Genomic DNA, 18,119 nt, shown 5'->3' with positions numbered 1-18,119 from the left:
GCTGTTTTGTGCCGAGTGCCCGCGGGCGTCCCGCCGTTGCGACGGCAGGCCCCCCGGACGCTCGGCTTCCGTGCGTCCTCGGCCGTTTGTCCTCGATCATGAGATTCGTGGTCTTCTCGAACGCGGGTTCCGTGACGGGCTGCCCGGGTGTCCCGCGCCCCTCCATGCCCTCCCGTGTCTTCAAGCCTTGACGGATCCGAACGGCTTCCCGTCCGTCCGTGACGCCCCCCGTCCAGGTCAAACCCCATGAAGTGGCCCATCAACGGGGCCTCCGCGCGTACGAGTTGAAGAAACTCGTGTCGCGGGACTTGCCACCTTGATGGTTCATTACTTAAATCAAACCGTGAACTAAGAGCGCCGGAAGGCCAGTTCATACCCCTCCCTCTCACATGGCAGAGCTGTGTCCTCAGCTCCCGATTCAGTGTGTCCGCTCCGCTCGTCACCCCACCCGCATGGAGTCACGGCATGAAACTCAGAACCCTGGGTGTCGCGCTGGCCGCAATGGCCGCGCTCGTCACCCTGCCCTTGCAGAGACCGGCCGCCGCGGCCGATCTCCCGCTGTCCCAGGGCAAGACGGCCACGTCCTCCTCGGACGAGAACGCGGGCACTCCCGCCGCCTCGGCCGTCGATGGCAACACCGCCACCAGGTGGTCCTCGGCAGCCACGGACACCCAGTGGCTCCAGGTCGACCTCGGCGCCTCGGCCACGATCAACAAGGTCGTCCTCAACTGGGAGACCGCGTACGGCAGTGACTACCGCGTCCAGACATCGCCGGACGGCAGTACCTGGACCGACATCAAGACGGTGACCGGCGGCGACGGGGGCACCGACAGCCTCGACGTCTCGGGCCAGGGCCGCTACGTACGGATGTACGGCGTCCACCGCGCCACCCAATACGGCTACTCCCTCTGGGAGTTCCAGGTGTTCGGCACCAGCGGCAGCACCACGCCCGCGACCTGTGACGCGGCCAACGCGGCGCAGGGCAAGACGGCCACCGCCTCGTCCACCGAGAACGCGGCGAGCCCGGCCTCGGCCGCCTTCGACGGCAACACCGGAACGCGCTGGGCCAGCGCCTTCGCCGACCCGCAGTGGGTCCAGGTCGACCTGGGAGCCACCAGCGACCTGTGCCGGATCGACCTCAACTGGGAGGCGGCGTACGGCAAGGCCTTCCAGATTCAGGCCTCCACGGACGGCCAGAACTGGACCACCCTCAAGACCGTCACCGACGGCACCGGGGGCACGGTCTCCTACGACGTCTCCGGCAAGGGCCGCTACGTACGGATCTACGGGACGACCCGGGGAACCGTCTACGGGTACTCCCTGTGGGAGGTCGCCGTCCACACCGGTACGGGAAGCGGCGTCCCGCCCGTGCAGGGCGGCGGCGACCTCGGGCCCAACGTCATCGTCGTGGACCCCTCGACCCCCGATCTGCAGGCCAAGTTCGACCAGGTCTTCGCCCAGCAGGAGTCGAACCAGTTCGGCGCCGGCCGGTACCAGTTCCTGATGAAGCCCGGCACCTACAACGGCATCAACGCCCAACTCGGCTTCTACACCTCGGTGTCGGGCCTTGGTCTCAACCCCGACGACGTCCACATCAACGGCGACATCACCGTGGACGCGGGCTGGTTCAACGGCAACGCCACCCAGAACTTCTGGCGTTCGGCGGAGAACCTGTCGATCACCCCCTCCAACGGCACCGACCGCTGGGCCGTGGCGCAGGCCGCACCCTTCCGCCGTATCCACGTACAGGGCGGCCTCAACCTCTCCCCGAACGGCTACGGTTGGGCGTCGGGCGGCTACATCGCCGACTCCAAGATCGACGGCACGGTCGGCCCGTACTCGCAGCAGCAGTGGTACACCCGTGACAGCTCCGTCGGTGGCTGGACCAACGGCGTCTGGAACATGACCTTCACGGGTGTCCAGGGAGCGCCGGCGACGAACTTCGACTCCGGCCCGTACACCACTCTGGACACCACCCCGGTCTCCCGCGAGAAGCCCTTCCTCTACATGGACGGCAGCGCCTACAAGGTGTTCGTGCCCTCCAAGCGCACCAACGCCCGCGGGGTCTCGTGGCCCAACACGGCCGGTACGTCGATCCCGCTCGACCAGTTCTACGTCGTCAAGCCCGGCGCGACCGCGGCGACCATCAACGCGGCCCTCGCGCAGGGCCTCAACCTGCTGTTCACCCCGGGTGTCTACCACCTCGACCAGACCATCAACGTGACCCGGGCCAACACCGTCGTCCTCGGTCTCGGGCTCGCGACCATCGTGCCGGACAACGGCATCGACGCGATGCATGTCTCGGACGTCGACGGAGTCAGGCTCGCCGGATTCCTCATCGACGCCGGCCGCTCCAACTCCGACACGCTGCTCCAGATCGGCCCGTCGGGCTCCTCGGCCGACCACTCCGCCAACCCCACCACCATGCAGGACGTATTCGTGCGCATCGGCGGCGCGGGCCCCGGCCTCGCCACCAACTCGGTCGTGGTCAACAGCGACGACGTCGTGATCGACCACACCTGGCTCTGGCGCGCCGACCACGGCGACGGGGTCGGCTGGGACACCAACCGTGCCGACTACGGCCTCGTGGTCAACGGTGACGACGTCCTGGCGACCGGCCTGTTCGTCGAACACTTCAACAAGTACGACGTGCTGTGGAACGGCGAGAACGGACGCACGATCTTCTTCCAGAACGAGAAGGCGTACGACGTGCCCAACTCCGCCGCCATCACCCATGACGGCATCGTCGGATACGCGGCCTACAAGGTCGCCGACTCCGTCGCCGTGCACGAGGCATGGGGTCTGGGAAGCTACTGCAACTTCACCACGGACCCGTCGATCGTCCAGGCGCACGGCTTCCAGGTCCCGGTGAAAACAGGGGTCAAGATGCACGACATCCTGGTGATCTCCCTGGGTGGCAAGGGCCAGTACGCCCACGTCATCAACAACACCGGCGCACCCACATCGGGGACGGACACCGTCCCCTCCAAGGTCACGCAGTTCCCGTGACCCTGAAAGGCGCCGACTGACAGGCACGCGGGTGCCGGGCTCCCCCTGTTCCGGGGGAGCCCGGCACCCGCAAGTCGTTCGCGCCGGGCAGGGCCTCCCGTCGCCGTCGCCGTCGTCCGCTCAGGCGGAGCGGTGCTCCGAACGGGAGCCCGTCGCGGTCCCCGGCGAGGTCCCCGCCGCGGTTCCCGTCGGGTCGCCGGACATGTCGTGGGCGCGAGGTGCTTCCCGGTCGGGCGGCCCCGCCGGTTCCACCAGGGCGGCGTGGGCCAGGAGACGACGGGCCAGTTCACGTGCCTCGGCGGGGGTGAGTGAGGCCCACACCCCGTGCTCGTCGCCCTGGTCCGGGCCCACGTCCAGGGTGACGCGGCCGATCGGCCGGTCCGGCGTGGCCAGCCGCAGTTCCTTCACGGAGATCATCCGGCCGCAGGAAGTCACCAGCGGCAACTCACCCGCCCCGGCCCCCTGTAGCCGCCGCTGTCCGGACGCCGTCATCGCTCTCACGCCTTTCCACGAACAGAGCCGCCGGGTGGTCCACCTCACCGGGTGACACTCCGGCCCCGGCACCCGCCGGGCTATTCAGATCAGCATCAAGCGGTACAGGTTTGTTCCCCGCGTCCGATCGTCACGCGCCCCCACAACCGGTCGCGCCGAGCCGCCTGTCGGCCCCGGGGAGCCTCGAACGCACGGCGGCGTTCGGACGGTTGACGGAATCCGGCTCGGCGCGCGGACGTGGGCTGATCGGACAGCGATCGCGACGACCCGCCGGGTCAGCGGTGAGCGGACTTCTTGGTGCGCAGGGCGCCGAGGCGCTCCAGGAGCAGGCCCTCCCTGGTGGACCAGGGGGAGATCTCCACGCTCGTGGCCCGGCAGGCCTCCATCAGGGCTTCCGCGACCAGCGCCCCGGCCAGGGACTGCCCGGCCCGGTGACGTGAGATACCGGGCAGACGGCCTCGGCCCACGGACCCGTTCTTGGCCAGCACGCCCACCGCGGCCCGGACGTCGTCAAGGGTCAGCCGCTGCGGGGCCCGGGAGCGTTCGCGGCCGGCGGTGGTGTAACGGGCGAGCTGGGTGAAGGTCTTGGAACAGGCCAGCACGCGCCCGTCGGGCTCGGCCCTCGGCAGGTCGGCCACCTCGGCCAGGCGGTCGCTCAGGTGGTCGCGTACCTCGGCCAGCCGTCGCTTCGATGACACGGCCTCGTCGAGCTTCCAGTCGCGGGTGACCGTCCGGGCGCCCAGCGGCAGGGAGAGGGTCGTACGGGGCTGCTTGGACGTGCCGGACGCGATCTCCACGGTCCCGCCGCCGATGTCGAGCACCAGCAGGGAACCGGCCCGCGCGCCTGCCCATTGGCGTGCGGCCACATACGCCAGGCGGGCCTCCTCCTCGCCGGACAGCACCCGCAGCCGGGTGCCGGTGGCGCGGGCCACCTGGGCGAGGACCTCCTCGCGATTGGGCGCGTCGCGAATCACCGACGTGGCGAACGCGTACACCTCCGGCAAGGACTCCCGGTCCTCGGCGAGCGTTTCGGCCACGGCCAGTTGCACACTGCGAACGCCTGATCTGTCCAGGCGTCCCGTGGCGTCGAGCGTCTCGTGCAACTGGAGTCGTACCTTTCGGGACAGCACCGGCTCCATGTCGACCCCGGCGCGTCGCCGCGCCACGGTGAGCAACGCGCTGTGACATCCGACGTCTAGTACACCTGCCTGCCGCACTGTGTTAACCACCCGTTTTCCTGTCGAAGGAGATCTGCGAACTCACCATTGTCCCGCAAGCCGGCCGCAGTGACGCGACACGATTTCGTTTCGGCTCTTCAGGGCGCTCTTAAGGCGCCCTTCAGGGTGCCACGGCGACTCCGCGTGGCTGCCGACGACGATTTCGCACGCGTCGGCGCGATCCCCGCCGTTGCGGGGGTGACGGGGTTCGGCGTCAGGTGACGGAGTGGCTCATATCACTGCCCGGCGGGTCGGCCAGCGTCACCACGGCGGTGATCCGTTTGCCGACGGGTTCCCGGTGCACCTCGAAGGCGTGGCACACGGCCATGACGATTTCCAGCCCGTGCTGGCCGACCCGGCCCGCGTCGGCGGCCCGCGCCACCGGAAGGGTCGGGTCGGAATCCCACACGGTCGCCTTCACGGCGCCCTGGTCCACCTCCAGCGACAACAGGCACGGTCCGCCCGAGTACTTGACCGCGTTGGTCACCAGTTCACTGACGACCAGTGGCACCATGCCCATCACCCGCGCGGAGACCGGCAGCCCGGCGACCGCCTGCACCCGCGTCAGGAAGTCACGGGTGAACGCCCGCGCCTGTGCGATGCACGCGGAACCACCGTCGTACGCGACGGACGCCTCGATGAGTGCACCCCGCTGTTCCTGCTGTCCCGCTTCGCTCACCGGTTGGCCCATACGATCCGTCCCGCATCCACCCACTTCGACGTTCGGCGTCTGCCCCGGAAATCCCACTTCACTCCACTCGGTCACGCATTCGTTTTGGCGGGCACGAAAGCCCGGCTCCGGAGCGGGTCAGTCGTCGGCGATCGTCACGGTGACGGGGGTACCTGCCTCGACCGTCCGGCTGACCGTGCAGAGCTTGTCGTGGGAGGTCTTGACGGCCCGGGGGAGGATGGCACGGGCCCGGTCGCCGGGTTCGCCGTCGGGGAACGCCACGGAGAAGGTGACCGCGAGGTCGGTCATCCGGTTTCCGAGCTCGTCGCCGATCTTGTTGCCGGTAACGGTCACGGTGAACCGCGAGGGCTCCGCGTGGCGGCCGGTCGCGACATCGACGTCGGCCGCGGTGCAACCCCCGATGGCGGCGAGCAGCAACTCGACCGGGGTGAACGCGTCCTCCCCTTCGGTACCGGAACCGGTGCCGAAGGCGATCGTCCCGCCGCGCGCGTTCGTCGCGGTGAAGTGCCCGGTGCCGGTCCGCTCCACGGTGACGAGGCGCAGGTTGTTGTCGGTCATACCGCCGACCCTAATGCCGCCCCGCACCGCCCGCCTCGGATGCGCCTCGGCCCGGTCACCGACCGCGGCCACGCCGCCCGAGTCGTCCGCCGTCGGACGCATGCGCCCGTTGCCGAGGGTGGAGTATGCGCAGTCCTCGACGGGCTCGGGGAAGTCAGTCGGGCGGGTTCGGGCGGACGAGGCCGAGGTCGTAGGCGAGGATGACCGCCTGGACCCGGTCGCGGACTCCGACCTTCGACAGGACGCGGCCGACATGGGTCTTGACGGTGGATTCCGCCACGACCAGGCGCTCGGCGATCTCGCTGTTGCTCCAGCCCTCGCCGATGGCGACGAAGATCTCGTACTCCCGCTCGGTGAGGGCGCGTACGCGGGTGTCGTCCTGGGGTCTCCCGGTCGACGAATCCTGCGGGAGATGCTTGGCGTAGGCGTCCAGGAGGCGGCGGGTCAGAGCGGGGGCGATCACCGCGTCGCCCGCGGCGACGGCGCGGATACCGGCGAGCAGTTCCTCCGGATGGGCGTCCTTGAGGAGGAATCCGCTGGCTCCCGCGCGCAGTGCGGCGTAGGCGTATTCGTCCAGGTCGAACGTGGTCAGGATCAGGACGCGGGAGCGGCCGCCGGACGCGACGACCCGACGGGTGGCCTCGATGCCGTCCATGCCGGGCATCCGTACGTCCATGAGGATCACGTCCGGGCGGAGTTCGGCGGCTCTGCGGACGGCGTCCCCGCCGTGGGAGGCCTCGCCGACGACATCGGTGTCCGGCGTGCTCTCCAGGAGCATGCGAAATCCGAGGCGCTGAAGCGGCTGGTCGTCGACGATGAGCACACTGGTCACGCCGCACCGCCCGCGGCTGCCGACGGAGCGAGATCGGTCCCGGCCAGCGGCGTGAGATCGAGGGTGGCCCGCAGGGTCCATCCGCCGCCGGGGGCGGGTCCCGCGACGACTGTCCCGTTGTAGAGGGCCGCGCGTTCTCTCATGCCGGGGATTCCGTGTCCTTCGTCGTCGTGCGGCCGGGAGCGGGGGGTGCCGGTACCCGGGCCGGTGTCGTGGACGTCGATGTGCAGCAGGGTGTCCTCGACGCTCACCTTGAGATCGACGCGTGTCTCGGGGCCCCCGTGCTTGAGGGCGTTGGTGAGAGCCTCCTGGACGATGCGGTAGACGGCCAGTTGGACGCCGCGGTCCAGGCTGCCCAGTTCGCCACTGCTGCGGTGGACGACGCGCGGGCCGGCGGCCCTTATCCGCTCGCACAGGCCGTCGATGTCCCCGATGCCCGGTTGGGGGCTCAGCTCGGGCGTGGTGGGCGTCTGGGTCTGCTCGCGCAGGACGCCGAGCATGCGGCGCAGTTCGCCGAGCGCCTGCCGCCCGGTGTCGCCGATGAGCAGCAGGGCCTGCTTGCCGCGTTCCGGCGCGAGGTCGGTCGCGTACGCGCCGCCGTCGGCGAGGGTGATGATGACGGAGAGGTTGTGCCCGACGATGTCGTGCATCTCGCGGGCCACGCGGGTGCGTTCGGCGGCGGCCGCCAGCTTGCTGCGCTGGTCGCGTTCGACCTCCAGCCGGGTCGCGCGGTCCCGCAGGACGGCGAGCTGGCCACGCCGGATCCGTACGGCCAGTCCGAGCGCGACGGCCGCGGTTATGGTGCTGAACAGGAAGAACAGCGCGTCCAGGACATGCACGTCGGACGGCAGGCGTACGGCGACCAGCCCCAGCGCACCGGCCGTGACCGCGCAGGCCGCGGGCAGCCGTCGCAGCTCTCCGTGCAGCACCAGGCTGTAGAGGGCGATCAGCACGGCGACGTCGGCGCGCAGAAACACGCCCAGCGCGAGCTGGAGGATGAACACCGCGGTGATCACGGCGAAGGCGAGAGACGGCCTTCTGCGCCGCCACAGCAGCGGGAGCACCAGTCCGGCCTGCAGCGCGAGCGTCCCCGGCCAGGGCAGGTGGGTGAACCGGGTGTCGAAACCATGGTGTCTGCCGTCGTCGTCGTGCACCAGGTCGGGCACGCAGAACAGCAGCGCCACGACAGCCGTCACCGCCGCGTCGAGGATCCAGGGACGCTTTCGGTCGCCCTGCTTGAGCCGGCGGCCGAAACGGGACAGCGCACGGGCCAGCGGATGGTTCCACGGCAGGTCGGCCTCGGCGAAAGGCCCGTCGTCCGCCGGTCCGAGCGGGGCGGTGTCGTCGATGTTCATGGGAGTCACTGGTCCGCGTTCATGGGTCTCACCTGTCCATTGTGGGTCCGGCCGCGTCCTCGTACGCGCCTCCTTGTTTCCTCGTACGGGCGTCACCGCGCGGGTCGGTCGTGGCGCCTGTTCCCGGGTGCCCGGACGGCACGACACCGGACCGGGTGATCCGGTCGGGTGCCGTGCCGGTCGTGCGGCGCGGTGCGCGGTGTGTCAGGCGTCCGAGCGGACGAGACGGTAGGCGGCGCCCGCCAGGGCGAGCACGGTCCAGCCGAGGAAGACCACGAGCCCGGCGGTGGGCGACAGGGCGGTCGAGTCGTGGGTCAGCGCGAACATCGACTCGCCCGCGTTGCTCGGCAGGTACGGGCTGATGTTGTCCTGCCACGAGCTGGGCAGCAGCGAGATCAGACCCGGCACCAGCATCAGCGACGCGACCAGGACCGAGATGCCGCCGGCGACCGAGCGGAGCAGGGCGCCCAGGGCGGTGCCGATCACGCCGACCAGACCGAGGTAGAGGCCCGCGCCCAGCAGGCTCCGGACCACGCCCGAGTGGGACATCGTGAGGGCCGCGGGCGTACCGGAGACGATGCCGCTGTCGATCGTGAACGCGACGAAGACGCCGATGGTGGCGACGACGAGGGCGACCAGGCCGAACACCGAGGCCTTGGACCACAGCACCGGCAGGCGGCGCGGTACGGCGGCCAGCGTGGAACGGATCATGCCGGTGGAGTACTCACCGGCGGTGATCAGGACACCCAGCACACCGAGGGCGAGCTGCGCGAAGTTCGTGCCGAACACGGAGAGGCTGAGCGCGGTGGCCGCGACGTCGTCCCGGTGCATCGGACGGCCGGAGTTCAGCTCGGACTTGTAGTGCGCGGCGGCGATCACGCCGAACGCGACGAGGAACAGCAGGCCGAGGCCGAGGGTGATCCAGGTGGAGCGCAGCGACCACAGCTTCGCCCACTCGGAGCGCAGCACCCGGCGGCCGGTGACCTTGTACGTCGGACGGGCCGCCCGCGCGGGTGCCGGTGCGGGGCTGTCGGTGACGGTGGCGGTGCTCATGCGGCCCTCCCGGAGGACTCGACGGTGGCGCTGGCGTGGTACTCGACAGCGTCGCGGGTCAGATCCATGAACGCCTCTTCGAGGGAGACGGTCCGGGAGCTGAGCTCGAACAGCGGGATGCCGTGCTCGGCGGCCTTGAGACCGATCGCCCGCGGGGTCAGACCCGTCACCTGAAGCTCTTCGGATCCGGCCGCGCCGGTGATCTCGACGCCGGGGCCGGCCAGCAACTCGCGCAGGCGGGACGCCTGGTCGGTCGCCAGGGTGACCGTGTCACCGCCGGCCTGCTGGATCAGCTCCCGCACGGTGGTGTCGGCCAGCAGCCGTCCACGTCCGACGACGATCAGGTGGTCGGCGACCAGCGCCATCTCGCTCATCAGGTGCGAGGAGACGAAGACCGTACGACCGTCCGCCGCGAGCCCGGTCAGCAGGTTGCGGATCCACAGCACGCCCTCGGGGTCCAGTCCGTTGACCGGTTCGTCGAGCATGATCGTGGCCGGGTCACCGAGGAGGGCCGCGGCGATGCCGAGGCGCTGGCCCATGCCGAGCGAGAAGGCGCCCGCGCGCTTCTTGGCCACCGTCTGGAGGCCCGTCAGCTCGATGACCTCCTCCACCCGGCGGCGCGGAATGCCGTGGGTGTACGCCTGGGCCATGAGGTGGTCGAACGCGGACCGGCCCGGGTGGATCGACTTGGCCTCGAGGAGCGCGCCGACTTCCTGGAGCGGCGCGGTGTGCTGGGCGTAGTGCTTGCCGTTGACCGTGACGTTGCCGCTGGACGGCGCGTCCAGTCCGACGATCATGCGCATGGTCGTGGACTTGCCTGCGCCGTTCGGGCCCAGGAAGCCGGTGACGGTGCCGGGCTTCACGACGAAGTCCAGCTGGTCCACCGCCGTCTTCTCCCCGTACCGCTTCGTCAGCTGATGTGCCTCGATCATCGATGTTCCCTTACGTTCGGGGGCAGGCCCCCCACCTGACTGCTCACCCTCAACGCTAGGAGACCATCGCGCCGGATCCGTGGCACCTGAGAGCTGGGTTGCCCTGCGGCCCGTAGTACCGCGGTATCACTCGGATCGGGCGCTCGGATGACAGGCCGGGGAACCGGCGGACACCACGATCGGAGCCACCGCCTCGTGCGGGCCGCGCCATCGCCGTGCTGCTCGATGCCGGAGCCGCCGGGGGCACCCTCAAGGACGGTCTCGATCCCGGGGACGTCCTGCTGCGGCTCAGCGTGTTGTGGAGGATCGACCCGGCGCGCGGTGGCGAAGTCCGCGCCGCACGGATCCTCGACCTGATCGTCGACGGCCTCCGCCGGCCGCGCCCCGAGCCGGCGGCGTGACGAATTCCGTCCCTGCCACCAAGGTCGTTATCATCCGATAGAGATGTCTTCTTAACATTTCTTTCATGTGTGGCTTTCCTCCCGGGGTGGTCGATGTCCCGCAAGCCCCCGACGGGCGACGACGACGAGCTGCTGGCCAGGCTCGGGTCGCTGACCGCCCAGGCGCGTGAACGCGCCGAGTTCCAGCGCTCGCAGGTCGAACTGGCCATCGAGCTGCAACGCGGCATGCTTCCGGGAGACATGCCGTCCGCCCCGGGATTCGACGTGGCCGTCCAGTACGCGCCCGCCTGCTACGGCCTCAACGTGGGCGGGGACTGGTACGACGCCTTCAAGCTGCCCGACGATCGCATCGCCCTGTCCATAGGCGACGTACAGGGCCACAACATCGAGGCCGCCGCGTTCATGGGACAGGTCAGGGTCGGCCTGCGTGCGCTCGCCTCCGTAACGAGCGACCCGGGAGAGATCCTCGCCCGGACCAACGACCTCATCCTGTCCATCGGCGCCGACCTCTTCGCGACCTGCACCTTCATGCGGCTCGACCCGGCCACCGGCGTGCTGGAGACCGCGCGGGCCGGGCACATACCCTCCGTCTGGGCGACGGCGGACGGCAAGTCCGGCATTGCCGAGGACGAAGGGGGGCCGCCGCTCGGCATCGAGGCGGGGATGCAGTACCCGGTGACCCGGCACCGGCTCACCACCGGCGGAGTCTTCGTCCTGCTGACCGACGGCGTCGTCGAGGGACCTTCCCTGAATGTCGACGAGGGGCTCGACCAGGTCGTCCGGCTCGCCGGCATCGCCGCGGTCGCGGGCCTGTCGGCCGGTTCGCTGGCCGCCGCGGTGATCAGGGGCGCCGAGCGTGTGGGACACGAGGACGACGCGGCCGTACTCGTGGTCGGCCACGGCGCGCCCACCGTCCCGCCCCCTGGGGACGCGCCCACCGTCCGGCCGTAGGGGGCGGCGCCACTGTCCGGCCCTGGGGACGCCACCGCTGTCCGGCCGTAGGGACGCCATCACCGTCCGGTCCCAGGGACGCGACCCCCCGTCCGGTTGTAGGGACGCCATCACCGTCCGGTCCCAGGGACGCGACCCCCCGTCCGGTTGTAGGGACGCCATCACCGTCCGGTCCCAGGGACGCGAACCCCCGTCCGGCCCCAGGACTGGATGCCGCTCGCCTCGCCGACAGGGCCCCGGCGGTGTCTGATGGCTCTGTGGTGGCTACACACGAGCTGCGCCGGCCGGCCGTCGTCGCCGTTCAGACCCTGGTGATCGCCGCCTGCTACTACGGAGCAGGGCGGCTGGGACTCCTGCGGCGGCTCTCCGTCGAGGGAGCGGTGTTCACACCCATCTGGCCGCCCACCGGCGTGGCCGTCGCCGCCCTGCTTCTCCTGGGGATCGGGGCGTGGCTCGGGATCGCGATCGGGGCCCTCCTGGTCGTCCTGTCCCTCTCCTCGTTCTCCTCGTTCCAGCCCTCCGCGATAGGCATCGTCGCGGGCAACACCATCGCCCCGATCTGCGCCTACCTCCTGCTGCGCGGAGTGCGCTTCCGCACCGATCTCAGCCGTTTGCGTGATGGCCTCGCCCTGGTGTTCCTGGCGGCCCTGGGCAGCATGATGATCAGCGCGACGGTGGATGTCGGTCTGCTGGTGCTCACGGACAAACTCGCCCTGGAGGGCTTCTGGGCGGTCTGGCTGGCGTGGTGGGTGGGTGACGCGATGGGCGTCCTGATCATCACCCCGGTGCTACTGATGCTGTACGCCGTCCGCCCGCCCCTGCGCCTGACCCGGTGGAAGGAGGCCGCCCTCCTGACGGCCGCGGTCTGCGTGCTGGTGCCGCTCGCCACGCGCGATTCCATCAGTCTGCTGTTCCTCGTCTATCCGCTGCTGATCTGGGCGGCGCTGCGTTTCGAGCTACCGGGCAGTCTGGCGTGCGCCCTCTTCGCCTCCGTCATGGCCACCGTCGCGGCCACGGACCAGGTCGGTTCGTTCGACGGACTGAGCCATACCGAGATCATGATCAAGCTGCAGGCCTTCAACGGAACCATGGCCCTGACAGCGCTTCTCCTGTCCGCCGTGATCACCGAACAGCGCAACACCAGACGCTCCGTCGAACTGGCCTGCCAGGAGCTGGTTCAGGTGCTGGAACACCTGACCGCCGGGAACCCCACGCCCAGACCGCCTCCCATGCCCAGACCGCCTCCCGCGGACGACGACGGACTGGGCTGACGGCGGGGGAGGGGCGAGGGGACGTTCTTCTGCCGTCCCGGTCCGTCCGCCGCTCCGTCGCTGCCGCCGCCCTCGACTGAAGGTGCCCGGCCGCCCTCGCGAAGGGATGCGGCCCAGCGCGGCTTCAGCCGTCGCGACGGCTGCCGTACCGCCGTGGAGCCCGGTGGGGAAAGATGAGACCACCAGCGAAGAACCACCGATGTGGAGGTGCGGGCACATGCAGCACGAGCGAGCGGGCCGTACGGCCGGCCCCGAGGACCTCGTCGACGTAGCCCGGTTGGTCACCGCGTACTACGCGCTCCACCCCGACCCGGCCGAACCCGGCCAGCGCGTCTCCTTCGGTACGTCCGGACACCGCGGTTCGTCACTCGCGACCGCCTTCAACGAGGACCACATCGCCGCGACGAGCCAGGCCATCTGCGAGTACCGCGACGGCCAGGGCATCGACGGCCCGCTCTTCCTGGGCGCCGACAGCCATGCGCTCTCGGAGCCCGCGAAGGTCACCGCTCTGGAAGTGTTCGCGGCCAACGACGTGTCGGTGCTCCTCGACAGCGCGGACGGGTACACGCCCACTCCGGCGGTCTCGCACGCCATCCTCACCCACAACCGCGGACGGTCCTCGGGTCTCGCGGACGGCGTTGTGGTCACTCCCTCCCACAATCCGCCGGCCGACGGCGGCTTCAAGTACAACCCGCCGAACGGCGGCCCGGCGGGCTCCGAGGCCACCTCCTGGATCCAGGATCGCGCCAACGAACTCATCAGGGACGGCCTCAAGGACGTACGGCGCGTCACCTACGCCAGGGCGCTCGCCGCTCCCGGCACCGGCCGTCACGACTTCCTCGGCACCTATGTGGCCGATCTGCCCCAGGTGATCGATCTGGACGCGATCCGCGCGGCCGGAGTGCGCATCGGCGCCGACCCCCTGGGCGGGGCCTCAGTCGCCTACTGGGGGCGCATCGCCGAGCAGTACGCGCTCGACCTGACCGTGGTCAACCCGCTCACCGACCCCACCTGGCGGTTCATGACGCTGGACTGGGACGGCAAGATCCGGATGGACTGCTCGTCGCCGTACGCGATGGCCTCGCTCATCGAGCGGCGCGACCGTTTCCAGATCTCCACCGGCAACGACGCCGACGCCGACCGCCACGGGATCGTCACCCCGGACGCCGGGCTCATGAATCCCAACCACTATCTCGCCGCCGCCATCGCCTACCTCTACACCCATCGTGAGCAGTGGCCCGCCGACACGGGGATCGGCAAGACCCTGGTGTCGTCCGGGATGATCGACCGGGTCGCCGCCGACCTCGGCCGTCAGCTGGTCGAGGTGCCCGTCGGATTCAAGTGGTTCGTGGACGGGCTGGTCGACGGCTCCATCGGATTCGGTGGAGAGGAATCGGCGGGTGCCTCCTTCCTGCGCCGCGACGGCTCGGTCTGGACCACCGACAAGGACGGCATCATCCTGGCCCTGCTCGCCTCAGAGATCACGGGAGTGACCGGCAAGACGCCCTCCGAGCACTACGCCGGGCTCACCGCGCGCTTCGGCGAGCCCGCCTATGAGCGCATCGACGCCCCGGCGTCCCGCGACGAGAAGGCCCTGCTCGCCAAGCTCTCGCCCGCCCAGATCACCACGGACACCCTCGCCGGGGAAGCGGTCACCGCGGTCCTCACCGAGGCTCCGGGCAACGGCGCGCCCATCGGCGGAATCAAGGTGACCACCGAGAACGCCTGGTTCGCGGCCCGCCCGTCGGGTACCGAGGACGTCTACAAGATCTACGCGGAGTCGTTCCGCGGAACCGATCACCTCCGTCAGGTGCAGGACGAGGCGAAGGCGGTCGTCTCGGCGGCACTGTCCGGCTGAGAGCACGCCACCGGCGCCGCGGTCCCCGCGACCCGGCGCCGGCATCCGTGACCCAGCACCCGTCGACCGCTGGGTGCGCGGTGTTCCTTGCCGAGGCGCGCGGTCTTCGGTGTTCCGTGCCGAGGTGCGCGGTGTGTGTGGCGCCGTGTTCGGTGCCGAGGTGCGCGGTGTGTGGCGCCGCGTTCGGTGCGTGTGGCACGTCTCGCGGATCTCGCCGCCGGGCGGTTCGGCGGCATGATGGCCCGCATGCGCATCCGTATCGACGCCATTGACCTGCCCGGCCTCACGTGCCCGGCCCCCGAGGGCCGCACCGTCTCGGCGTACGACAACATCCACGTGGCTGTGCAACGCCGCGACCGCCCGGCCGAACTGCTCGATCCCCAGCCGGGCGACGGCGCGTCCGCGACCTGGACCCTCGAATGCACCGCGACACCCTCGCCGAGGGGTGTCGAGGTGAAGGGTCCCTATGTGCAGGACCGGCTGGGCCACCGGTTCATCTATCTGTCGTGGGGCACCGTCGACGAGGCGGGCGTCTTCAGCATGTTCCGGCGCGCCAAGCTCATGATCGACGCCATCCCCTCCGACGTGCTCGCCGCGGCCGCGCGCGAGGGTCTCCTCGTCGGGCGCCTGGGCCTGACCGACGAGAGCGGCCACCCGCGGTGCGCCCGGGTGGTGCCGCCGGAGATCGAGTGGACCGCCGAGCCCGTCGCGTAGACCCCGCCTCGAGTTAGAACCTATAACGAAAGCTCTTGACGTTCACGCTCGTGAGTTATAGCTTCTAACGAAAGCGATAGTAAATAACTCGCGCGAAGCGCAGTGGAGGTCGTCATGAACGCCGAAGGGCTCGTCGAGGTCGTCCTGCCGGGCAAGGTGGAGCCGGAAGGGCTGGAGATCCGGCACGGCGCCGTCCCCGTCGCGGGCCCCGGCCAGGTCGTGATCCGGATGGAGGCGACCGGTGTCTCCTTCGCCGAGCAGCAGATGCGCCGCGGGCGGTACTACGACCAGCCGCCGTTCCCCTTCGTACCCGGCTACGACCTGGTCGGCACGGTCCTCACCACCGGCCAGGGAGTCGACCCGGGGCTGGCCGGCACCCGGGTGGCCGCTCTCGTCAAGGTCGGCGGCTGGGCCAGTCATGTGCTCGTGGAGGCGGCGGACGTGGTGCCGGTGCCCGACGGGATCGGCGCGGCGGAGGCGGAGACCGTGGTCGTCAACGGCATCACCGCCTGGCAGATGCTGCACCGCAAGGCACGGGTCCGGGCCGGACAGACGATCCTGGTGCACGGAGCCAACGGCGGCGTCGGCTCGGTTCTGGTCCAGCTCGCGCACGCCGCGGGCGCAAAGGTGATCGGTACGGCCTCCGCGCGCCACCACGACGCCCTCCGGGCCCGCGGCGTCACCCCCGTCGACTACCGCACCGAGGACGTCCCGGCACGCGTGCGAGAACTCGCCCCCGGCGGCGTCGACGCCGTCTTCGACCACGTCGGAGGCCGCAGCGCCGTCGACTCCTGGCACCTGCTGGCCCCCGGCGGCACGCTCGTCTCCTACGGCAGCGCCTCCACCCGGGACGACACGGGGTCCAAGCAGGGGCCCGTCCTCAAGCTGCTCGGCCGGGTGTGGCTGTGGAACGCCCTGCCCAACGGCCGCCACGCGTACTTCTTCAACGTCTGGGCGGGCCGGGCCCTGTCCAAGAACCGCTTCCGGGCCCGGCTGCGCGCCGACCTCACGCAGGTCTTCACCGCCCTCCAGCGCGGTGACGTCACCGCGCAGATCGCCGTCCAGCTGCCGCTGACCCGCGTCGCCGAGGCCCTGCGGCTGGCCGAGTCCGGCACCGTCGCCGGAAAGGTCGTCCTCAATCCGTAGGTCCAGGCCGCGACACGCCTGACCGCCCTTCCCTCCCTCCCCGGAACGCGAGGACCTGCCATGACCGACACCCACGCAACCCCTCCGCGCCGCCGGATGCTCCTGCTCGCCCCCGCCGCGCTCGCCGCCCTGGGGCTCACCGCCACGACGGCCGCCGCGGACACCTCGACGACCGGCCCGTCCGCACGGACGGCTTCCGGCCCGGGCCGTCACGGGACCGCCCGGAAGACGAAGGCGATGCTCGACGCGTGGCTGCGCCTCTGGAACGGCGACTACACCCAGGCGCCGGGCATCATCTCGACCGACTTCCGCGTCCACGCAGCCCTCCTCGACGGCGGCGACGGCAGCGCCATTCGGGGCGCCGACGGCCTCGTGGCCTGGATCGGGCAGACCCGTGCCGCGTTCTTGGACCTGCGCTTCGCGCTGCAGGTCGCTCCCTTGGTGGACGGCCGGTACGCGTCCGTTCGGTGGACGGCCACCGGCACCTACGCCGGCGGCTTCCCCGGCGCCAGGGCCGCGCCCGGCACCGAGGTCACCTTCACCGGCACGGACACCCTCCGCATCCGCGACGGGAGGTTCGTCGAGTACTGGGTCAATTCCGACACCCTGCAGCTCCTCACCCAGCTCGAAGCCCTCTGAACCACGCCCCCGTTCCGAGGTGATCGTGAACGGGTCGCCCCGGCTTGCCCGCGCGGGCCCGGCAGCCGCGTGTCAGTGTGGTTTCAGGGCCGCGTGGCCGCGAGACCGTCAGGACTTCGGGCGCCAGGCCCTCAGACCGCCGAGTCGTCTGACCGACGAGGCAGAAAAGGAGACAGCGCGTGGAGGAGAGGGAATTCATCCAAGCGGTGTCGGAGCGCACGGGCCTGTCGCGACAGGAGTCGGCCGATCTGACACGAGCCACGCTGGAGACGCTTGCCCACCGGCTGAGCGGCAGCAAGGACCGGACCCTGGCGCTGGAGCTCCCGGAAGGCCTGGCCGAATCCGTTCGGCGGGGTGCGACCTCGGCCATCGAGGTCTTCGGCTACGACGAGACCGTACGGCGTGTCGCCGAACGCAACATGCTCAAGAAGGACGAGGCCGACAGTGGCGTCCGCGCCGTGCTGGTGACGCTGCGCGACGCGATCACCGACAAGGAGTTCGGCAACATGATGTCGCAGCTCGGAGCCGAGTTCTCCAACCCGGTCGAGGAATTCGTCGGCTGACGCGCCGGCACTGTCCCGCTGTCCCGCCGGGACATGATTCAGGGACTTCGGTTCCCGCGTCCGGCCGAGGCATCGCCGTTCTGGGCGGACAGCCTCTTGGCCCCCGCAGTACCGCCGCGTTCACCTGCCGCCTCCTCGCCCCAGGCGTTCGCGTCGCGGCAGGGCGGCCATTGGCCCCGACCCGGCAGTCCCGGCACCGCGTGCCGGGCTGTCGGCATGTCGGGCCCGGGTCGAGGACGTGCCCGGACGCGACCCGGGGCGTGCCCGGGGTCCCGCACCGGACGCGGCACGTCCCGGCCCGCTCACGCCCCGGCCTTCGTGCCGTGCTGCTGCTGCTCGTGCCGTGCTGCTGCCCGGGCCGGGCTGCCGTTCGCGCCGGGCAGGCCGGTGACCCCGGTGCGCCGTGCGGGCCCTGAGCGCGGGGGCCGCTGCCCTCG

At 70.6% G+C, this 18,119-nt stretch carries 17 protein-coding genes; 9 read left to right on the top strand and 8 right to left on the bottom strand.

Annotated features, from left to right (window positions below):
• The first annotated feature begins 465 nt into the window (after positions 1–465).
• Positions 466–3,009, top strand: coding sequence for a discoidin domain-containing protein (locus ACFYR3_RS14990; RefSeq protein WP_389283200.1), 2,544 nt, complete (start codon positions 466–468; stop codon positions 3,007–3,009).
• A 120-nt stretch (positions 3,010–3,129) separates the two neighbouring features.
• Here ACFYR3_RS14990 and ACFYR3_RS14985 read toward each other — a convergent pair whose 3' ends face one another.
• The 8 genes from ACFYR3_RS14985 to ACFYR3_RS14950 form a co-directional block, all read right to left on the bottom strand.
• On the bottom strand, positions 3,130–3,501 hold the full coding sequence (locus ACFYR3_RS14985) for a hypothetical protein (protein WP_389283198.1): 372 nt from the start codon (positions 3,499–3,501) through the stop codon (positions 3,130–3,132).
• A 275-nt stretch (positions 3,502–3,776) separates the two neighbouring features.
• Positions 3,777–4,640, bottom strand: a complete 864-nt coding sequence (locus ACFYR3_RS14980) for a Ppx/GppA phosphatase family protein (RefSeq protein ID WP_389283325.1) — start codon at positions 4,638–4,640, stop codon at positions 3,777–3,779.
• A gap of 292 nt (positions 4,641–4,932) precedes the next feature.
• On the bottom strand, positions 4,933–5,409 hold the full coding sequence (locus ACFYR3_RS14975) for an ATP-binding protein (protein WP_389283196.1): 477 nt from the start codon (positions 5,407–5,409) through the stop codon (positions 4,933–4,935).
• Between the two features lie 117 nt (positions 5,410–5,526).
• Positions 5,527–5,967, bottom strand: a complete 441-nt coding sequence (locus ACFYR3_RS14970) for an OsmC family protein (protein ID WP_355849060.1) — start codon at positions 5,965–5,967, stop codon at positions 5,527–5,529.
• Positions 5,968–6,121: 154 nt separating this feature from the next.
• Complete coding sequence (locus tag ACFYR3_RS14965) at positions 6,122–6,799, bottom strand: response regulator transcription factor (RefSeq protein ID WP_355849063.1); 678 nt, start codon at positions 6,797–6,799, stop codon at positions 6,122–6,124.
• Positions 6,796–8,154, bottom strand: a complete 1,359-nt coding sequence (locus tag ACFYR3_RS14960) for a sensor histidine kinase (RefSeq protein ID WP_389283194.1) — start codon at positions 8,152–8,154, stop codon at positions 6,796–6,798. The genes ACFYR3_RS14965 and ACFYR3_RS14960 overlap by 4 nt, the downstream gene beginning before the upstream one ends.
• A gap of 204 nt (positions 8,155–8,358) precedes the next feature.
• Positions 8,359–9,207 (bottom strand): ABC transporter permease, encoded by an 849-nt coding sequence (locus ACFYR3_RS14955; RefSeq protein ID WP_355849069.1) that lies wholly within the window; start codon positions 9,205–9,207, stop codon positions 8,359–8,361.
• Positions 9,204–10,139 (bottom strand): ATP-binding cassette domain-containing protein, encoded by a 936-nt coding sequence (locus ACFYR3_RS14950; RefSeq protein ID WP_355849072.1) that lies wholly within the window; start codon positions 10,137–10,139, stop codon positions 9,204–9,206. The genes ACFYR3_RS14955 and ACFYR3_RS14950 overlap by 4 nt, the downstream gene beginning before the upstream one ends.
• Positions 10,140–10,354: 215 nt before the next feature.
• Between ACFYR3_RS14950 and ACFYR3_RS14945 the strand changes: the two genes are divergently transcribed.
• From ACFYR3_RS14945 to ACFYR3_RS14910, 8 genes are all read left to right on the top strand, one after another.
• A complete protein-coding gene (locus ACFYR3_RS14945; protein ID WP_389283191.1) occupies positions 10,355–10,540 on the top strand; it encodes a hypothetical protein in 186 nt (61 codons plus the stop codon).
• A 93-nt stretch (positions 10,541–10,633) separates the two neighbouring features.
• Positions 10,634–11,491 carry a PP2C family protein-serine/threonine phosphatase gene (locus tag ACFYR3_RS14940; RefSeq protein WP_355849078.1) on the top strand — a complete coding sequence of 286 codons (858 nt, stop codon included), beginning with the start codon at positions 10,634–10,636 and terminating at the stop codon, positions 11,489–11,491.
• Positions 11,492–11,748: 257 nt separating this feature from the next.
• On the top strand, positions 11,749–12,762 hold the full coding sequence (locus ACFYR3_RS14935) for an MASE1 domain-containing protein (RefSeq protein ID WP_355849081.1): 1,014 nt from the start codon (positions 11,749–11,751) through the stop codon (positions 12,760–12,762).
• A gap of 217 nt (positions 12,763–12,979) precedes the next feature.
• On the top strand, positions 12,980–14,620 hold the full coding sequence (gene pgm / locus ACFYR3_RS14930) for a phosphoglucomutase (alpha-D-glucose-1,6-bisphosphate-dependent) (RefSeq protein ID WP_389283188.1): 1,641 nt from the start codon (positions 12,980–12,982) through the stop codon (positions 14,618–14,620).
• Between the two features lie 234 nt (positions 14,621–14,854).
• Positions 14,855–15,334, top strand: a complete 480-nt coding sequence (locus tag ACFYR3_RS14925) for a DUF5990 family protein (protein WP_355849283.1) — start codon at positions 14,855–14,857, stop codon at positions 15,332–15,334.
• A 114-nt stretch (positions 15,335–15,448) separates the two neighbouring features.
• Entirely contained in the window at positions 15,449–16,480 is a 1,032-nt protein-coding gene (locus ACFYR3_RS14920; protein ID WP_355849087.1) for a medium chain dehydrogenase/reductase family protein, read from the top strand.
• 60 nt (positions 16,481–16,540) lie between these two features.
• Entirely contained in the window at positions 16,541–17,119 is a 579-nt protein-coding gene (locus ACFYR3_RS14915) for an ester cyclase (protein WP_389283185.1), read from the top strand.
• A gap of 179 nt (positions 17,120–17,298) precedes the next feature.
• Positions 17,299–17,682 carry a DUF2267 domain-containing protein gene (locus ACFYR3_RS14910; RefSeq protein ID WP_389283183.1) on the top strand — a complete coding sequence of 128 codons (384 nt, stop codon included), beginning with the start codon at positions 17,299–17,301 and terminating at the stop codon, positions 17,680–17,682.
• The last annotated feature ends 437 nt before the right edge of the window (positions 17,683–18,119 follow it).

Origin of the sequence: Streptomyces sp. NPDC005784 (assembly GCF_042871525.1) — a bacterium.
Lineage (GTDB): Bacteria > Actinomycetota > Actinomycetes > Streptomycetales > Streptomycetaceae > Streptomyces.
The sequence above is the reverse complement of the archived record's forward strand: the minus strand, read 5'-3'. Positions and strand labels throughout refer to the sequence as shown.

What these genes read in the sequence shown, in the direction of transcription:
- ACFYR3_RS14975 (WP_389283196.1), bottom strand. Translation starts at nt 5,409, where the DNA reads ATGGGCCAACCGGTGAGCGAAGCGGGACAGCAGGAACAGCGGGGTGCA.
- ACFYR3_RS14940 (WP_355849078.1), top strand. Translation starts at nt 10,634, where the DNA reads ATGTCCCGCAAGCCCCCGACGGGCGACGACGACGAGCTGCTGGCCAGG.
- ACFYR3_RS14950 (WP_355849072.1), bottom strand. Translation starts at nt 10,139, where the DNA reads ATGATCGAGGCACATCAGCTGACGAAGCGGTACGGGGAGAAGACGGCG.
- ACFYR3_RS14920 (WP_355849087.1), top strand. Translation starts at nt 15,449, where the DNA reads ATGAACGCCGAAGGGCTCGTCGAGGTCGTCCTGCCGGGCAAGGTGGAG.
- ACFYR3_RS14980 (WP_389283325.1), bottom strand. Translation starts at nt 4,640, where the DNA reads ATGGAGCCGGTGCTGTCCCGAAAGGTACGACTCCAGTTGCACGAGACG.
- ACFYR3_RS14970 (WP_355849060.1), bottom strand. Translation starts at nt 5,967, where the DNA reads ATGACCGACAACAACCTGCGCCTCGTCACCGTGGAGCGGACCGGCACC.
- ACFYR3_RS14955 (WP_355849069.1), bottom strand. Translation starts at nt 9,207, where the DNA reads ATGAGCACCGCCACCGTCACCGACAGCCCCGCACCGGCACCCGCGCGG.
- ACFYR3_RS14990 (WP_389283200.1), top strand. Translation starts at nt 466, where the DNA reads ATGAAACTCAGAACCCTGGGTGTCGCGCTGGCCGCAATGGCCGCGCTC.
- ACFYR3_RS14925 (WP_355849283.1), top strand. Translation starts at nt 14,855, where the DNA reads ATGATGGCCCGCATGCGCATCCGTATCGACGCCATTGACCTGCCCGGC.
- pgm (WP_389283188.1), top strand. Translation starts at nt 12,980, where the DNA reads ATGCAGCACGAGCGAGCGGGCCGTACGGCCGGCCCCGAGGACCTCGTC.
- ACFYR3_RS14960 (WP_389283194.1), bottom strand. Translation starts at nt 8,154, where the DNA reads ATGAACATCGACGACACCGCCCCGCTCGGACCGGCGGACGACGGGCCT.
- ACFYR3_RS14915 (WP_389283185.1), top strand. Translation starts at nt 16,541, where the DNA reads ATGACCGACACCCACGCAACCCCTCCGCGCCGCCGGATGCTCCTGCTC.
- ACFYR3_RS14985 (WP_389283198.1), bottom strand. Translation starts at nt 3,501, where the DNA reads ATGACGGCGTCCGGACAGCGGCGGCTACAGGGGGCCGGGGCGGGTGAG.